Origin of the sequence: Synechococcus sp. A15-24 (assembly GCF_014280195.1) — a bacterium.
GTDB lineage: Bacteria > Cyanobacteriota > Cyanobacteriia > PCC-6307 > Cyanobiaceae > Parasynechococcus.
In genome coordinates this window covers 1623906-1640131 of record NZ_CP047960.1, presented here as the reverse complement: position 1 = coordinate 1640131, position 16226 = coordinate 1623906, and the positions used below count along the sequence as shown (strand labels likewise).

Here is a 16226-nt window from a genome sequence, read left to right as displayed (position 1 = left end):
CGCCATTCGCTCATGATCTCTCCAACCTCCCCTTCCCTCGCAGACGACTCCGGTGCTCTGTCGGAGCTCACACAGGAAACAGTGGCGTTGACGCGCCGGCTGTTCCTTCAGTTGCTGCGTCGTCCCTCCACCCTGATCGCCGGCATCCTTCAACCGTTGATCTGGTTGATCCTGTTCGGCGCCCTGTTTGCCAATGCACCGGAGGGCCTGCTTCCTGGGGGCATGAGCTACGGAAGATTCCTCGGCGCTGGCGTGATTGTCTTCACCGCATTCAGCGGCGCCTTGAATGCCGGATTGCCGGTGATGTTCGACCGTGAGTTCGGTTTCCTTAATCGGCTCCTTGTGGCGCCCTTGCGCAGTCGAAGTTCGATCGTGCTGGCTTCAGTGATCTACATCACTGCCCTCAGCCTTCTGCAGAGCCTGGCCATCATGTTGACGGCTGCAGCGCTGGGGTATGGCTGGCCGGGCGGGGCCGGCCTTGTGTTGGTGCTGGTGACCCTGCTGCTGCTGGTGTTTGCCGTCACCGCCCTCAGCCTCGGTCTGGCCTTCGCACTGCCGGGACACATCGAGCTGATTGCTGTGATCTTCGTGGCCAACCTGCCGCTGTTGTTCGCCAGCACAGCCTTGGCTCCGCTGTCTTTCATGCCCTCCTGGCTGGGCTGGCTTGCGGCCCTGAATCCCCTTACCTTCGCGATAGAACCCATTCGCGCCGCTTATCGCGGTCCACTGGATCTTTCGCTGGTTCTTTTGGAGGCCCCCTTCGGCGATGTGACCGGTTTCGGCTGTCTCGGCATCCTTGTTGCTCTCACCGTTGGACTCTTCCTTCTGATCCGCCCTCTGCTCAACCGCAAGCTGTCCTGACCCGTGCTCACCTCTCCGTTTCAGCCTCCGTCTCAGCGTCAGAACGTCCTCGCCGGCCAACTGAACGCCGCCCACGCCGCCGATGATCAGAAGCGATTGCTGCTTTTGCGCAGCCAATGGGTGCATCGGTTCGGTGTGGACACGCTGCCGGAGTTCTCACGCGTTGATCCGGTTGAAGAGGCCGAGTCTGGTGCCGACCAGCCGGGGGCATTCGAGCGGGTCTCGAGTGATCTGCGGCAATCATTCAGCGAGGTGAGCCGAGCACTGGATGAGCCGACGATGTCCGTTGACGATCCGGCTGATGAGCTCCAGGAGGTGACGGCTCCCCCGCTGAGCACACCACGATCTCTGCGGAGATGGCTGGTGTCGGGCGATGACAGCGTCCCTAAGGCCTCCTGATCGCTGATGATCCCAACCAACGAGCGGCTTGAACAGGGACTGATCGTTTCGGTGCAGGCCCCCCAAGGGTCTCCGATGCGCGATCCTCAGGTCATCGCCGCAATGGCGGAGGCGTCACTGCGCTGTGGTGCTCTAGGGGTGCGTTTGGAGAGTCCTGAGCACATCGGGGCCGTGCGGCGGCGGTGCCCTGATGCGCTGATCATTGGACTGTGGAAATGCACGTTCCCAGACAGTTCCGTCTACATCACGCCGGGGTGGAGAGAGGTTCAAGCGGTGTGGTCCGCTGGCGCCGATGTCATCGCGTTGGATGCCACCCAGCGTCATCGGCCTGAGGGACAACGGCTGGATGCGTTGATTCAGCGTTGCCGGTCTGAGTTGCGGGCTCCTCTGATGGCCGATGTGGATAGCGTCACCAACGGCATCCGTGCTGCCGAGCTGGGTTGCGACTGGGTTGGAACCACGCTGTATGGCTACACCGAGGACACGGCTGAAGAATCACCGCCGGCACTGGACCTGCTGCCGGAGCTGCGGAAGGAGCTGAAAACGTCGGTTCGCTTGATCTGTGAAGGGGGAATCTCCTCGCCAACCGCAGCACGCGCCGCCCTCGAAGCAGGCGCGGACAACGTTGTTGTTGGAACGGCCATCACCGGCGTGGACCTGCAGGTGCAGGCCTACTGCCGGGAGATGGGGGGCTGATCACATCATCCCGGGCATGCCCATACCGCCCATTCCACCCATACCGCCCATTCCACCCATACCGCCCATGCCAGGCATGCCCATGCCGCCCATTCCACCCATGCCTCCCATGGGATCACTGCCGCCATCGGCAGGGGGAGCCTCTGGCTCAGGCTTATCAGCGATCACCACTTCCGTGGTGATCAGCAGCGAGGCGATCGAAACAGCATCCTGAACGGCAAGACGCACCACCTTGGCGGCATCGACAATGCCGGCGGCCATCAGATCCTCGTAGGTGCCCGTGAGGGCATTGAAACCATGACCGCTATTGCGCATGGCTTCGATCACCACGTCGCCATTGTGTCCGGCATTCGTGGCGATGTGATGCACCGGTGCCACCAGGGCACGCTGCAGAATCTCGACGCCAGTGCGCTGATCGCCCTCCAGCTGCTCGACAAGGCTGCTCAACCCATCGGCCAGTTGCAGGAGTGTTGTTCCACCACCGGGAACAATGCCTTCTTCGATCGCTGCACGCGTGGCGTTGAGGGCATCCTCAATCCGCAGCTTGCGGTTCTTGAGTTCCGTTTCTGTTGGGGCACCGACCTTAATGACGGCAACGCCGCCGGCGAGTTTGGCGATGCGCTCGTTCAGCTTCTCGCGGTCATAGTCGGAGTCGGTGACATCGAGTTCCCGCTTGATCGCTGCGACGCGGTCTGTGACGGCGGCACGGTGATCATCCGTGGCCACGATCGTGGTGTTCTCCTTGCTGATGGTGACGCGACGGGCTTTGCCTAGGTCAGACAGCTGGACCTTGTCCAGAGTCATCGCCCGGTCTTCGCTGATCAGTGTTCCACCGGTGAGGATGGCGATGTCGGCCAGGGCCGCTTTGCGACGTTCTCCGAAGGATGGGGCACGGACAGCTGCCACCTGCAGCACGCCGCGGTTGCGATTCACCACGAGGGTCGCCAGGGCTTCGCCTTCCACTTCCTCGGCCAGGACGAGCAGAGGAGAACCACTCTTCTGCACCGCCTCCAGCACGGGAACCAGGTCAGCAATGGCGCTGATCTTGCGATCAGTGAGCAGGATCAGCGGATTTTCGAACTCACAGATCTGACGATCGGCGTCGGTCACGAAATAGGGAGAGCTATAGCCGCGATCGAAGGCCATGCCTTCAGTGACCTCAAGCTCCGTGTTCAGGGATTTGGACTCCTCAACGGTGATCACCCCATCGGCGCTGACGCGATCCATGGCTTCGGAGATCATCCGTCCCACTTCGTCGTCACCACCGGAACTGACGGTGGCCACCTGACGGATGGCATCTCCAGCTACGGGGTGACTGCGCTGCTGGAGGCCATCCACCACCTGGGCGACAGCTTTTTCCATGCCACGTCGCAGCTCCACAGGGCTGGCTCCTGCAGCGGTGTTGCGCAGACCTTCCCTCACCATCGCCTGGGCCAGCACCGTGGCCGTGGTGGTGCCGTCGCCGGCCTTGTCTTTGGTGCGCGAGGCCACCTGCTGGATCAGTTTGGCCCCGAGGTTCTCGAAGGGATCGTCCAGTTCAATCTCTCGGGCGATGGTGTCGCCGTCATTGACGATGTCGGGAGCGCCGAATTTTTTTTCGAGCACCACGTTGCGGCCCCGCGGGCCGATGGTCACGCGGACGGCGTCAGCCAGGGCGTCAACGCCGCGTTCCAGGGCGCTGCGGGATTCGTCAGAGAAGGAAAGGAGTTTGGCCATGATCTCGGGTCCGCCGTTGGTCACTGTCCCACAGCACTTGAGACCTTCAACAGGGGGGCAACGGTGGGGAAAGCCGAATCGGAGCGCCTCCGCTCCTGTCGGCATCACGCACCCTGATTAACGTCCGCACATGGGTGACAACGGCACGCTGTTCTTTGTCCTGATGGCGGGCTTGGCCGGCTCCATGGCCCTCGTTTACGTCCCGCTGCGGATTTTTCTCACGGCGACGGAACGAAGCCGGCGATTGCGCCTGCTGCAACGCATCCGACGCCTCCGGGAGGAGCTGGCTCAGCCGCTGGATTCCTGACCGATCAGGCCATCACCATGCCGCCATCCACCTGCAGCACCTGACCGGTGATGTAGGCAGCAGCTGGGTCCGCCGCAAGAAAGCGCACGGCTCCGGCCACTTGTTCCTGGGTGCCGAACTGGCCCAGGGGAATGTCCTTGAGGATGGCGTCGGCATCTAGATCCTTGGTCATGTCCGTGGCGATGAAGCCAGGGGCGACGGCATTAACGGTGATGCCCCGGCTGGCCAGTTCCTTGGCGGTGCTTTTGGTCAGGCCGATCACACCGGCCTTGGCGGCGGCGTAATTGGCCTGACCGGCATTCCCCATCAGCCCCACCACGGAGGTGATGTTGATGATGCGGCCGCTTTTCTGCTTCAACATCGGCCGAGCGACAGCGCGGCTGCACAAAAACACTCCGCTGAGGTTCAGGTCGATCACCGCGTGCCAGTCGCTGGTCTTCATACGCATCAGCAAGCCGTCCCTGGTGATGCCGGCGTTGTTCACCAGAACATCCAGGCGGCCGCTGCGCTCCAGCACTGCCTTGATCAGTCCGTCCACCTCCTCTTCGATGGAGACGTTGGCCTTCAGGGCGTAGGCCTTCCCACCGGCTGCGGTGATGCTGGCGATCACCTCGTCGGCGGCGCCAGCGGAATTGGCGTAGTTCACCACCACCTCAGCACCGGCTTCGGCGAGGGCCAGGGCGATGGCTTTGCCGATGCCACGTCCGCCTCCTGTCACCAATGCGGTCTGACCGTCGAGGGAGGCGGAGCTGAGCATGGCGGCTGCTGTGATCGGAGGATCGTAGGGATGCGCCTGGAGCCGGCTCAACCCGCCATGGTTTCGATGCTGTCGACCGCCTCGCCAAGCAGGTCTTGAAAACGCTTGAGTTGCGGCTTACTGCCCAGCACGATCAGCAGTTGGCCGGGGGCCAATTGGGTTTCCCCGCCTGGGTTGGCGATCAGCTCACTCCTGTCTCGGATGGCAAGCACGAGGGCTCCGCTGCGGCGGCCCAGTTCCAGTTCCGCCAGGCTTCTGCCTCGAATGTCCATCAGATGCAGAGGGTCACGGCTCAGCTGGAACTCCTCGATTTCGAAATCCGACCCCGCCAAAAGTTCCATGAAATTCAGGGCCAGTGGACGGAGTGCGGAGGCTGCCATCACCCGACCACCGGCCACATAGGGACTCACCACAACCGTGGCGCCGGCGAGCCGCAGCTTCGTGGCTGCTTCATCGCTGTTGGCTCGTGCAATGAGCCTGCAGCTGGGGTTCAACCCCCGGGCGCTGAGAGTCACGTACAAATTCGAGGCATCGCCAGGCAGGGCGGCCACCAGGCTTTGACAGCGTTCCAGGCCAGCGTCCAGGAGCGTTTCATCGAGGGTCGCATCCGCCTGAAGCACCTGCAGTCCATTGGCTTCTGCAACATCCCGACGATCCGGGTCGGTCTCAATCACCACGAGGGGAATCTGATCACGCTGCAGCTGGGCTGCGATCTCCTGACCGATGCGCCCGTAGCCGCAGAGGATGACGTGATCATGCAGGCTTTCCAGCATGCGGTGGATGCGGAACTCCTGCAGTCTGCGGAAATAACCCGCGTCCTTCAGGCCAAGCACCCGCTGAATGGCAAGTTGAACAACGATCAGGCCACCGACCACGATCAGCACCGTCACCAGCCGTCCAGCTGGGGAGAGGGTTTCCACCTCCCCGTAGCCGATGGTGCTGATGGTGATCAGTACCATCCACAGACAGTCCCCCCAATCCCAGCCTTCCGTGAGGCGGTAACCGATCGCACCGATCAGGATCACGGCCGATAGGGCGCTGAAGGGACCGCGCCAGGGGGCTGCCAGCAGCTTGAGCTGGCGTCGGCTCGTCCGGCGTCGGGATCCCTGGGTCATCAGCAGCGGTCAGAACCCGAGGGCCTGCAGCACCTCGCCATCCTTCAGGGCGCTGAGATCAGCTTGGTGCCCAAGACAGCGAATCTCTGGCCGGTTGGGAAGGTTTTCAGGTTGTGCTCCCAGCGCCACCAGCGGCACGCCGCTGTAGACCGCCAGCCGCTGGGTCACCGGACAGCTGCTGAGAACCACATCGGAGCTGGCGACAGCCGCTGCACGACGGTTCAGGGGCTGCTCAGGACTCAGCTGCAAGGTGCGCAGTCCCTTAAGGCGCTGCGCAATGGACTCAGGCAGTGATGTCCAGCGCTGCTCCGGCCAATCCCCTGTCGAGCCAGCAGGAGCGAGAAGCAGCATCGGGCCTTCGCCAGCGGGTTGCTCGGCGCGGGCGGCATCGAGATCCTTGCTGGAGAGGGCCAGGCGGAAGCGGTCCGCATCCAGGGTGCAGCCCAGTGGTTTCAAAAAGCTGGCCAGGCGCTGGGCACACCAGCCCTCGCCGGTGGAGACGATCACAGTGCTGGAAAAGCCACTGCTGGCGACGCGCGTGGGGATGTGACTCATCGACAGCATCAGGTTCACTTGCTGTCCTTCAGCGAAGTTGAGGCAGACCTGAAAATCTGGCTCGCGCACGCAGCCCAGCAGGTTGGCCCAGTCCGCCAGGGTGGGGGTTGCCTCGAAATCGAAGGGGAGGATCTTCTCCACCTGGGGAATGAAGTCCCAGGCCCCGCGACAGGTTGGGGCGCAGGCCACCTGCAGGGTGGCTCCCACCTGTTCGCAAAAGCTGACCAGAGCAGGCAGTCGATCGAGTTGCAGCGCAAGCGAGCCAGGGCTGAGAGCAAGAACACGCATGGACTCGCCTCAGGGCGTGGTGCGAGCTGATTGTATGGAGGCCGTTTCGGCCTGCCTGCGGCAGGAGTCGCTTGTGCATCTGTTGATCGCCGCAGCGGGCAGTGGTCGCCGCATGGGCGCGGATCGCAACAAGCTTCTGTTGCCATTGGCCGGGAAGCCTGTGATCGCCTGGACGCTGAAGGCGGCGTTGGCTGCTGAACACATCCAATGGATCGGTGTGGTGGGTCAGGAGATCGATCGCGAACCGATCCTTGACCTCGTGCGAGATGCCAATAAGCCAGTGACCTGGATCCAGGGCGGCAGCACGCGGCAGGAGTCGGTGTTGCGCGGACTGGCGGGCTTGCCGGAGGCTGCTGAGCAGGTGCTGATCCATGACGGCGCCCGCTGCCTGGCGGAACCGGCACTGTTCGATCGCTGCGCGATGGCCCTGGCATCGGGTCAGGCTCTGATCGCGGCAACCCCCGTCACCGACACGATCAAACGGGTGGATGCCGATGGCGTGATTACAGACACGCCGGACCGCTCGGAGCTCTGGGCGGCTCAGACCCCTCAGGGTTTCCAGGTGGACCAGTTGCGCCAGGGCCATGCCGAGGCTGAGGCCAAGGGGTGGACTGTCACCGATGACGCGTCGCTGTACGAACGCCTGGGCTGGCCAGTGCAGGTGCTGGATGCAGGACCGTCGAACATCAAAGTGACCACACCGTTTGACCTCAACGTCGCCGAAGCAGTGCTTGCCCTCAGGCATCAAGACTGAGGCTGCCGAGGTTGCCGTCGAGACAGGCCAGCTGCCCCATCGGCAAGGCGGCATTGCCGCAGATGTGGCCAACCGGAAGGTTCTTCACCACGGGAATGTTCAGATCGGCGGTGCGCTCGTCGAGCACTGCCTCGAGAGTTGTGGTGAGCGGGTCATTCAGGCTGCGGTCGCATCCTTCGAATTGACCGAAGCCAATGCCGCCGAGCTGTTGAAGTGCACCGCACAATCTCCAGTGGGTCAGCATCCGGTCGATTCGATACGGCGCCTCGCCCACATCTTCAAGAATCAGGATGGCGCCCTGAAGCTCCGGCACGTGATCAGAACCGAGCAGGTGGCTGGCCACGGTGAGGTTGGCTGCGATCAAGGGACCTGTGGTCTGCCCTCCTCCCCGTGGTTCCCCCTTCAGAGCTGGAGGTGTCTCTCCGAACAGCAGCTGACGCAACCGTTCCTGGCTCCACGCCGGTTCCGCCCCGAGGGTGGTGAGGAGCGGGCCGTGAATGCCGCCAGCCAACCCTGCTTTCAACCTGGACCAGAGCAGGGAGGTGATATCGGAGAAGCCCAGTAGCCAGCCTGGTTTCCATCGAATGGACCATTCCAGCAGCCGTGCCGATCCCCAGCCGCCCCGGGCACAGGCCAGCAGTGGCGCCTCCTGGCATAAGTCGCTGAAGCGCTCTTGGTCGGTTCCAGCCAGGTGCCCCCAACGACGCGCGCTCACGTTCTGCTCCAAGGGGCACAGCCCCCAGCCCCTTAGCACCGCCAGACCCTCCTGCAGGCGTTGGTCGTCCTCCAGGGCCGAGCTCGGAGCCACCGTGGCGACGGTGTCTCCCGGGCGGAGAGGGATGGCTGTCTGCATCGCGCTCATCCGGATAGCCCGCGGCTCACGATCAGCCCCAGCAGCAGCAGGCTGCCCAGCTGGACCTGACGGCGGAAGTGCAGGCCAAAGCTGGCCATGGTGGCGTTCCTGTGATTCAAGGATTGGCAACTGATCTGCATCAGCAGGGAGGCGCCGAGCCAGAAGATCCAGAACAGTGGATGAACCCCTGCGCTGGCGGCGGCCACCCCAAGAGCGACGACCGTCAACACGTAACAGGCTCTGACGGTGACGACGGCTCGGTTCCCCAGGCTCAATGCACTGCTGTTGAGACCGATGAACGCATCATCACGGCGGTCGGCCATGGCATAAACCGTGTCGAAGCCAAAGGTCCACAGAAGCGTGGCCAGCCAACAACCGATCAGGGCCGGCTGCAGGGTCAGGCTCCGTTCAGCTGCAGCCCAGGGGATCAGCACGGCAAAGCCCCAGCAGAAGGCCAGCACCGCCTGGGGGTAGGCGAACCAGCGCTTGGCGGAGGGATAGAGCAGGATCGCTGGCAGGGCGCCGATGGAGAGCAGCAGGCATAGCTGCCGGCTGGCTTCATCAAGGCTGAGAACCACGGCAAGGCTGAGGGACAGCAGAACGATCAACAGCACTAGGGCTGATGTCGGCCGGATCGCACCCCTGGCCAGGGGACGCTGTTTGGTCCGTTCCACCCGGCCATCAAAACGGCGGTCCCAGAGATCGTTGGCGATGCAGCCGGCACCACTCACAGCCAGGCCACCAACCACGATCTGCAGAAGCAGATCCAGTTCCGGCGGTGCTGAGGGGGACAACCAAAGGCTCCAGCCGGCGGGAATCAACAGGATTAGGCGACCCGTCGGCTTGGTCCAGCGCAGCAGTTCAAGCCAGGGGCCAAGGCGTTCACGAATGCTGTCCACGGAGCCCGAAGATTTGAAGAACCCTAGTCAGCGCCTGGCGAGAACGACCATCGGTGGCAAAGTGGATCGACTCCTGGACAGGGCCGACGATGCTGGACGCTGTGTCTGAATCAGAGGCTCCGGCAGGGTCGCAACCGACGAGATCGTCGGCCCAGACCCGCCGGGTGGCCGCCATCGACATCGGCACCAACTCCACTCATCTGCTGGTGGCCTCCGTTGACACCACCCTGGGCACCTTCAGCATCGAACAAGCGGAGAAGTCGACCACACGACTCGGGGAGCGGGATCCGGATAGCGGCGAACTCACGTCGGCGGGTATGCAGCGCGGCTACGAAACGCTGCGGCGTTTCCGAGACCTGGCGATCAGTCACGACGTTGAGCAGATCGTGACCGCAGCCACCAGCGCCGTGCGGGAGGCTCCCAATGGTCGGGAGTTTCTCCAGAGCATCCAGGACGGTCTCGGCATGGATGTGGACCTGGTCAGTGGCCCGGAGGAGGCCCGTCTGATCTATCTCGGGGTGCTGTCCGGTATGTCCTTCGGAGATCGCCCCCACCTGCTTCTGGACATCGGTGGCGGATCGACGGAACTGATCCTGGCCGATGGACGCGATGCCCGAGCCCTCACCAGCACCCGGGTGGGTGCGGTGCGGTTGCAACGGGATTTCGTCAAGGACGATCCAATCCCCCCCCAGCGTCGTTCGTTCCTGCAGGCCTTCATCCAGGGCTCCCTGGAGCCGGCCGTCGACAAGGTGCACCGGCGGATCAAACCCGGGGAAATTCCTGTTTTAGTGGCCACAAGCGGCACGGCCATGGCCATCGGGGCACTGGCGGCTAGTGAGGACGATCGCCCTCCGTTGAAACTGCACGGCTATCGGGTGTCGCGGCAGCGGCTTGATCGGGTGGTCGAGAAGCTGGTGACGATGACTCCGGAGCAGCGACGGGATCTATCGCCGATCAATGACCGAAGGGCCGAAATCATCGTGCCCGGGGCCCTGATTCTGCAGACCACCATGCAAATGCTCGGCGTGGATGAACTCGTTCTCAGTGAACGGGCGCTGCGGGAGGGACTGATCGTTGATTGGATGCTGCGCCATGGCCTGCTTGAGGACCGCTTCAGTTTTCAGAGCAGCATTCGGCAGCGCACGGTGATTCATCAGGTGCAGCGCTTTGCAGTGAACCAGCGGCGAGCCGAACGGGTCGCCACTCATGCCCTGAGTTTGTATGACGCCACGGAGGGCCTGATGCACCAGGACGATGGCCAGGGACGTGAGTTGCTCTGGGCTGCCGCGATGCTTCATGCCTGCGGACAGCACATCAACCTCAGTGCGTATCACAAGCACTCCTGGTACTTGATCCGTCATGGTGAGCTTCTTGGCTATTCCGAGGCGGAGCATCTGATGGTGGCGGCGATTGCCCGCTATCACCGCCGCAGTCTTCCCAAGAAACGGCATGAGTCCTGGCAGGCGCTGGTGACGCGTGACAACCGTCGTCGCGTCAGCGAAATGGCTCTGCTGTTGCGTTTGGCCTCAGCCCTTGACCGTCGACCAGAGCCTGTGGTGGCGTCGTTGCGGGTGAACACCACACCGGATGTGCTCGATCTGGTGCTTGTGCCGGAGCGACTCAACCAGAACCTGAGCCTGGAGCAGTGGAGTCTGGAAAGCTGCGCGGAAGTGGTTCGTGAGGCTTCCGGAGTGAAACTTCGGGTCAGCGTTCAGGGTTGAGCGAGTACCAGCGCAGGTCGTTGATGCCGCCGAGGGTGATCGGTTCGTCTCCAGCTCGACGCAGCGTCACCAGATCCGGACGACCGGGATAGATCTCAACGCCTTCGGAGTTCTCCACTGTTCTGGATGTCTCCAGCATCCCCTCGAATTCAACAGTTCCATCCCGCCGCAGGGCGATCCAACACGGTTCTGTGCAGTCAAGGGTGATCGAAGCGGTGGTCTCAGCTGCAACGATCTGATCCGCCTTTTGAGGCAGTTCAGCCGGGGTTTGCTTCACCGTTTCCGGAAAGGCCTTGATGGTGGCTCTTTGGCTTATAGCAGCACTGCTGGTGTTGGGTAGCAGACGACGGGCCCAGCTACCGATGCCGATCAATGCCAGAAGCGATATCAGTATGGCGAGCCATGGTGTTCCGGAGGACTGTTCGGCGGCTGATTGTGCGGGCGGAGTCGTGTTGGCAGTTGGGGGACGACTTAAAACAGGCCCGAGTTGCGCCACCAAAGAATCGGCATCAAGTTCCAGGTGACTGGCAAGCCGTCGCACCATCGCCTTGATGAACACAGGCTCCGGTAAACGGTGGCGATCCCCTTGCTCCAGAGCCTCCAGTTGCTCACAGCCCATGTGCAACCGCTGGGCCAGGGCATCGCGACTGATTGAACGGGATTCGCGCCCCTGACGGATCGCAGCACCCACAGCGTCGATGCCGGAGGGCTGAGTGGTGTTTGTCTTGGGTTCGCTTCCGTTCATCCGGAAGGACTTGCGTCAGAACACCCGGAAGGTAGGTCGTTTATGCGGAATTGACATTTTGTTGTCACGCAGAAGGCGTGACAAAACCAGAGCACATATGGGCGATACTGGATTCGAACCAGTGACCCCTTCCGTGTGAAGGAAGTGCGCTACCACTGTGCTAATCGCCCGCACAACCCAATCTTAAACCACCACCCTCAGTGTCTTTGTCGGAACAGGTGGTCGTGATCTGGTGAATACAAACGGGACCTTTGCCGACCTCCGTTGAGTGCCGGACTGATGATGTAAAGGGTTGTGCGGATCAGTTGGCGCTCCTTGCTGGCAGCGGCCATCTGCGCAAGAGGAACCACAGACATCCACTCATCCGGCCAGCTCACGCGGTAGGCAATGGCCACCGGGGTGTCGTCGGGGTAGTGCCGTTGAAGGGTGGCCTGCACGTCGTCGATATGACGGGCACTGAGATAAAGGCAAAGGCTGGCGCCGAGCCCTGCGAGCCGATCGAGCTCTTCTGACGGCGGAACCCCCGTGCGGCCCCCGGCGCGACCAAGAACAATCGTCTGAACCACTCCGGGAATGGTGAGTTCGCTGGAGAGCCCCGCCGCGGCCGCTTGATAGGCACTCACTCCGGGGACCAATTCCACCGGAATATCGGCGTCATTCAGAGCACAGATCTGTTCGTTGATCGCGCTGTACAGGGCGGTGTCACCGTCGTGCAGACGCACGACCTTCGCCCCCTGTCGTTGTCGATCGATCAGCAGGGGGATCACCTCTTCTAGCGTCAGTGTGCTGGTACGGATCCTTTCGCAATGATCAGGAGCAAGCGCTGTGATCTGGGGGCAAACCAGAGAGTCAGTCCAGATCAGAACATCAGCCTGACGGATGCGTTCAGCGGCACGAAGGGTGAGCAGGTCTGCTGCACCAGGACCTCCCCCTACAAAACAAACGGGTTGAGTTAGCGGTTGGTTGACGTTGGCAGCTGTTGTTGTCGCCGGTTCAACCACCACAATCCCAATCCACCCAGAACCATCAGCATGGCACTCATCAACTGGGCTATGCGAACACCACCCTCACAGGCCGGTGGCAGCGCTCCCACACAGAGAGGATCGATGCGGAGTCCTTCGATCCAGATGCGCCCGAGGCTGTAGCCGATCAAATACACACAGCTGAGAGTTCCTGCTGGAAAGTTCTGACGCTCTCGACTTCCCCAGCGGAAGAGGACGAGTAGCAGCACAAAAAGCAGCAGATTCCAGATCGACTCGTAAAGGAAAGTTGGGTGGAAAAACTCGGCGTCGGCGTAGATCACGGGCCGATTGGCATAGGGAATGAACAACTTCCAGGGAAGATCCGTCGGAACACCGAAGGCTTCGGAGTTGAAGAAGTTTCCCCATCGACCGATGGCCTGCCCTAGCGCAACAGAGGGCACCAGCACATCAAGAACATCCAGAAAGGGCTGACGACGCCAGCGACAGAACAGGATCAGCGTGAGAGTTCCGGCGATCAGTGCCCCGTGGATGGCGATACCTCCCTCCCAGATCGCTAAAGCCTTGATCGGCTGGTTGGCGTAGTTATGCCACTCAAAGGCGACGTAATAGAGCCTTGCTCCGATCACAGAGAACAACACCAGCAGGGGCAGAAGATCACTGATCAACCCGTTCTCAAGCTTGCGGGACTGCGCCAGGCGACTGGAAAGATTCAATCCGATCAGCACGGCCGTGGCGATCAGCAGTCCGTACCAGCGAAGGGTGAGCGGCCCGAACTGAAACAGAACGGGCCCTGGTGATATGAACATCTGAATCAGAAATTGCCCTCAGCAGCCTGAACCTTTTCAATCTGTCTTTTCTTCAGCACCAGCATGATTTGGGCCAAGGCCACAGCTGCGAAGAAAGCGAGCAGGCCATAGATCCGAACGGGGTTCTGCAGAACGATCTCGGCATCAACCTGGCCGAAGCCACCCACATTGGGATCGTTGGTCAGAGCAGCGCCGGCTTCAACGTTGTCGCCAACGTTCACAAGCAGCTGAGGACCAACGGGGATGGTTTCCGTCACAGCCGCGCCATCAGCGGTGTTGATGGTGAGGATGCTGGAGCCATTGTCTCCATCCTCAATGGCTGCAACAGAGCCTGAGGCAGGGGCTGTGTAAACGGCGTTGTTGCTCTTTTCACCGGTGGGGTACACCTGGCCGCGACCACGGTTACCGCCCACATGGAGCTGATACTTGCCGAAGTGAATGTTGCTGTCGGTGGCGGGGTCGGGGGACAGCAGCGGGAAGACCACTTCCTGGTGCTGATCACCGGGGATCGGACCCACCAGCAGAATGTTGGGTTGGTCGTCGCTGTACTGAGAGAAATAGACCCCTTCGGTCTTCTCCTTCATCTCATCAGTCCAGCGATCCTGAGGCGCAAGGGTGAAGCCATCAGGCAGCATCACCACCGCACCGACCTGAAGGCCCACGTCGCTGCCATCAGCGCCGATCTCCTGCAGACCCTCCTCGTAGGGGATCTTGACGCTGGCAGTGAAGACCGTGTCGGGGAGCACCGACTGGGGAACTTCAGCCTGGGTCAGCTTCTTGGCCAGGTGGCAGTTGGCGCAGACGATCTTGCCGGTGGCTTCCCGTGGGCTGTCGTAATTCTGTTGAGCCCAGAAGGGGTAGGCCCAACTGGCGGCGGGGGCGATCAGCAGGCTCAGGCCGAGCACCAGGGATCCGAGCAGAAGGGAAAGGTGGCGACGCATGGAAACGGTGAGGGAAGGAGGGAACGCGTAGGAGAAGGGATCAGGCCCACCAGGGCTTATCGCCCGTGCGGAAATCGGTTTCAGTCCACTGGCTCACAAAAACGTTGTCGTTCTCGACGCTCACGTTGGCCAGAGCAAGGGAGAGGGGTGCGGGGCCGCGAACCACCTTGCCGGTGGCGTCGTACTGACTGCCGTGGCATGGGCACATGAACTTGTTGGCGCCGCTGTTCCAGGGCACCACGCAGCCCAGGTGGGTGCAGATGGCGTTGATGCCGTAACTACCGATGGCATCGGGCCCTTCCACAATCAGGTATGTGGGGTCACCCTTGAGGCCCTGGACCAAACTGCGATCACCCTCAGGGTGAGAGGACAGCCAGCCGGTGGCTGTGATGGCATTGCCAAGTTCATCCTTCGCAGTGGTGCCACCGCCAGCTCCAGCGGCGCGGGGAGGAATGAAGTAATTGACGACGGGGTAGAGAGCACCCAGGGCAACTCCGGTGACGGAACCGAAGGTCAGCAGATTCATGAACTGCCGACGACCCATTCCGGGCACATCGCTCGAGGAAAGTTGGGTCATGACGGACGGTCACCCAGCACGTAATGGCAATCATTATGGACGCCTAAGTTCCTGTCACGCTTTGCAACGACTGGCCTTTTCACCTTCTTCGTATCGCCACAACTGTGCTTGATCTCTCCACTGAAACCCCTTCGGATCCCCTCGGAGTTGAGGAGTTGATTAGCTGCCTACGCCAGCGCTGGCGGGCGACTTACGACCTTCAACTGGTGGTTCGACGGCAACGTTTGTACCTGCAGGTGATGTGGGCTTATTTGGAGCAACAGTCCTTTCCCATGGACGAAGTCACTTATCAGGAGCACCTGGCGGAAGTGCTGGATGTTGTGAATCGTCTTGGTTTGGCGGCTGAAGTGCGCCAATGGATCACCACCACCCGGGATAAACCACGTCTCGGCAAGGCCCTGAGCCTTCAGCTGCGAGCTGAAGGACCTGCGGCGGAGAACCTGCTCAGGGAGTTTCTGGTCTGAGGCTCTCGGTGAATGCCATCAGCCCCACGCCGATCAGGAACAAGGCTGTGATAGCGCCCGCCAACAACAGCATCGTGATCGGGTCGGTTGAGGGGGTCAGCACGGCCCCGGCGAGGGCTGAGCCCACCACCACCCAACGCCAGGCCCCAAGCATGGTGCGCCAGCGCACCAGCCCCAACACGCCTAGCAACAGCTGCAGCACCGGCAATTGAAAGGCCAGGCCTGTGGCCAGCATCAGCAACAGAACGAAATCCAGGTAGCGCTCGATCGACCAGAGCGGCTCCACCACATCGGCGCCGTAGTTCACCAGAAAGCGCAGGGCTGCCGGGACCAGGGCCCACCCGGCAAAAGCAATCCCCGCCAGAAACAAAACCGCCGATCCAGCAACCGCGGGTGCGATCAGCCGACGTTCCCGAATCGTCAGTCCAGGGAGCACAAAGGCCAGCAGCTGAAACAAGACATAGGGAAGGGCAAGCGTGAGGCCGGCGTAGCCGGCCACCTTCAGCGACACGAACAGGAATTCACCAGGAGCCAACTGCAGGAAGTGAATTCCCTGGGCCGGAGCCTCCAGCAGCCGCACCAATGGCTTCACCGCCAACAGACAGACCAGGGCTGAAACGACCACCGCCAGCAAGCTGCGCAGCACCCGCTGGCGCAGTTCCTCGAGGTGATCCACCAGAGGCATCTCCACCTCGTTGGGCAATGCGCTCGGGTCGGTGCCACCGCTGATGCGGATCGGCGGCGGGGGCTTGAGAACTGGACCGTCGGAACTGTCGGGCACGGAGGGGA

At 61.9% G+C, this 16226-nt stretch carries 19 protein-coding genes and 1 tRNA gene; 7 read left to right on the top strand and 13 right to left on the bottom strand.

Annotation, left to right across the window (positions count from 1 at the left end):
* Nucleotides 1–12 precede the first annotated feature (12 nt).
* From SynA1524_RS09365 to SynA1524_RS09355, 3 genes are read left to right on the top strand one after another with little or no spacing between them, the layout of a single operon-like run.
* Nucleotides 13–861, top strand: a complete 849-nt coding sequence (locus SynA1524_RS09365) for an ABC transporter permease (RefSeq protein ID WP_186497208.1) — start codon at nucleotides 13–15, stop codon at nucleotides 859–861.
* Between the two features lie 3 nt (nucleotides 862–864).
* Complete coding sequence (locus tag SynA1524_RS09360; protein WP_186497206.1) at nucleotides 865–1260, top strand: hypothetical protein; 396 nt, start codon at nucleotides 865–867, stop codon at nucleotides 1258–1260.
* A gap of 6 nt (nucleotides 1261–1266) precedes the next feature.
* On the top strand, nucleotides 1267–1956 hold the full coding sequence (locus tag SynA1524_RS09355; protein WP_186497204.1) for an N-acetylmannosamine-6-phosphate 2-epimerase: 690 nt from the start codon (nucleotides 1267–1269) through the stop codon (nucleotides 1954–1956).
* Here SynA1524_RS09355 and groL read toward each other — a convergent pair whose 3' ends face one another.
* The gene (gene groL, locus SynA1524_RS09350; protein ID WP_186497202.1) at nucleotides 1957–3672 is read right to left on the bottom strand and encodes a chaperonin GroEL; all 1716 of its coding nucleotides are present in this window, start codon (nucleotides 3670–3672) and stop codon (nucleotides 1957–1959) included.
* A gap of 130 nt (nucleotides 3673–3802) precedes the next feature.
* On the opposite strand from groL, the gene SynA1524_RS09345 reads away from it, so the two are divergent.
* On the top strand, nucleotides 3803–3979 hold the full coding sequence (locus tag SynA1524_RS09345) for a hypothetical protein (RefSeq protein WP_186497193.1): 177 nt from the start codon (nucleotides 3803–3805) through the stop codon (nucleotides 3977–3979).
* Nucleotides 3980–3983: 4 nt separating this feature from the next.
* On the opposite strand, the gene fabG is transcribed toward SynA1524_RS09345, so the two are convergent.
* From fabG to SynA1524_RS09330, 3 genes are read right to left on the bottom strand one after another with little or no spacing between them, the layout of a single operon-like run.
* Nucleotides 3984–4736: a 3-oxoacyl-[acyl-carrier-protein] reductase gene (gene fabG / locus SynA1524_RS09340; RefSeq protein WP_186497191.1), complete on the bottom strand. Its 753-nt coding sequence runs from the start codon at nucleotides 4734–4736 to the stop codon at nucleotides 3984–3986.
* 47 nt (nucleotides 4737–4783) lie between these two features.
* The gene (locus SynA1524_RS09335; RefSeq protein ID WP_186497189.1) at nucleotides 4784–5851 is read right to left on the bottom strand and encodes a potassium channel family protein; all 1068 of its coding nucleotides are present in this window, start codon (nucleotides 5849–5851) and stop codon (nucleotides 4784–4786) included.
* A gap of 9 nt (nucleotides 5852–5860) precedes the next feature.
* Nucleotides 5861–6694: a glycosyltransferase family 9 protein gene (locus SynA1524_RS09330; protein WP_186497187.1), complete on the bottom strand. Its 834-nt coding sequence runs from the start codon at nucleotides 6692–6694 to the stop codon at nucleotides 5861–5863.
* A 73-nt stretch (nucleotides 6695–6767) separates the two neighbouring features.
* Here SynA1524_RS09330 and ispD point away from each other — a divergent pair, with 73 nt between their 5' ends.
* A complete protein-coding gene (ispD, locus tag SynA1524_RS09325) occupies nucleotides 6768–7448 on the top strand; it encodes a 2-C-methyl-D-erythritol 4-phosphate cytidylyltransferase (protein WP_186499602.1) in 681 nt (226 codons plus the stop codon).
* On the opposite strand, the gene SynA1524_RS09320 is transcribed toward ispD, so the two are convergent.
* Complete coding sequence (locus SynA1524_RS09320; protein WP_186497185.1) at nucleotides 7432–8310, bottom strand: S66 peptidase family protein; 879 nt, start codon at nucleotides 8308–8310, stop codon at nucleotides 7432–7434. The two genes, ispD and SynA1524_RS09320, sit on opposite strands and share 17 nt — an antisense overlap.
* Nucleotides 8307–9200 carry a 4-hydroxybenzoate polyprenyltransferase gene (locus SynA1524_RS09315; RefSeq protein WP_186497183.1) on the bottom strand — a complete coding sequence of 298 codons (894 nt, stop codon included), beginning with the start codon at nucleotides 9198–9200 and terminating at the stop codon, nucleotides 8307–8309. Before SynA1524_RS09315 ends, SynA1524_RS09320 begins: the two co-directional genes overlap by 4 nt.
* Before the next feature lie 89 nt (nucleotides 9201–9289).
* On the opposite strand from SynA1524_RS09315, the gene SynA1524_RS09310 reads away from it, so the two are divergent.
* Nucleotides 9290–10921 carry a Ppx/GppA phosphatase family protein gene (locus tag SynA1524_RS09310; protein ID WP_186497181.1) on the top strand — a complete coding sequence of 544 codons (1632 nt, stop codon included), beginning with the start codon at nucleotides 9290–9292 and terminating at the stop codon, nucleotides 10919–10921.
* Here SynA1524_RS09310 and SynA1524_RS09305 read toward each other — a convergent pair.
* The 6 genes from SynA1524_RS09305 to petC form a co-directional block, all read right to left on the bottom strand.
* The gene (locus SynA1524_RS09305; protein ID WP_186497179.1) at nucleotides 10905–11666 is read right to left on the bottom strand and encodes a helix-turn-helix domain-containing protein; all 762 of its coding nucleotides are present in this window, start codon (nucleotides 11664–11666) and stop codon (nucleotides 10905–10907) included. The genes SynA1524_RS09310 and SynA1524_RS09305 overlap by 17 nt on opposite strands.
* A gap of 98 nt (nucleotides 11667–11764) precedes the next feature.
* Nucleotides 11765–11836: transfer RNA gene (locus SynA1524_RS09300), tRNA-Val, on the bottom strand.
* A 27-nt stretch (nucleotides 11837–11863) separates the two neighbouring features.
* Complete coding sequence (gene cobM / locus SynA1524_RS09295) at nucleotides 11864–12670, bottom strand: precorrin-4 C(11)-methyltransferase (protein WP_286188553.1); 807 nt, start codon at nucleotides 12668–12670, stop codon at nucleotides 11864–11866.
* Complete coding sequence (lgt, locus tag SynA1524_RS09290) at nucleotides 12619–13455, bottom strand: prolipoprotein diacylglyceryl transferase (protein WP_186497177.1); 837 nt, start codon at nucleotides 13453–13455, stop codon at nucleotides 12619–12621. The genes cobM and lgt overlap by 52 nt, the downstream gene beginning before the upstream one ends.
* A 5-nt stretch (nucleotides 13456–13460) precedes the next feature.
* Complete coding sequence (gene petA, locus SynA1524_RS09285; protein WP_186497175.1) at nucleotides 13461–14396, bottom strand: cytochrome f; 936 nt, start codon at nucleotides 14394–14396, stop codon at nucleotides 13461–13463.
* Between the two features lie 40 nt (nucleotides 14397–14436).
* Nucleotides 14437–14973 (bottom strand): cytochrome b6-f complex iron-sulfur subunit, encoded by a 537-nt coding sequence (gene petC / locus SynA1524_RS09280; RefSeq protein WP_011128699.1) that lies wholly within the window; start codon nucleotides 14971–14973, stop codon nucleotides 14437–14439.
* 104 nt (nucleotides 14974–15077) lie between these two features.
* Here petC and SynA1524_RS09275 point away from each other — a divergent pair, with 104 nt between their 5' ends.
* The gene (locus SynA1524_RS09275; RefSeq protein ID WP_186497173.1) at nucleotides 15078–15437 is read left to right on the top strand and encodes a DUF3067 family protein; all 360 of its coding nucleotides are present in this window, start codon (nucleotides 15078–15080) and stop codon (nucleotides 15435–15437) included.
* Here SynA1524_RS09275 and tatC read toward each other — a convergent pair.
* Nucleotides 15418–16122 carry a twin-arginine translocase subunit TatC gene (tatC, locus tag SynA1524_RS09270; protein ID WP_186499599.1) on the bottom strand — a complete coding sequence of 235 codons (705 nt, stop codon included), beginning with the start codon at nucleotides 16120–16122 and terminating at the stop codon, nucleotides 15418–15420. The genes SynA1524_RS09275 and tatC overlap by 20 nt on opposite strands.
* Between the last annotated feature and the right edge of the window lie 104 nt (nucleotides 16123–16226).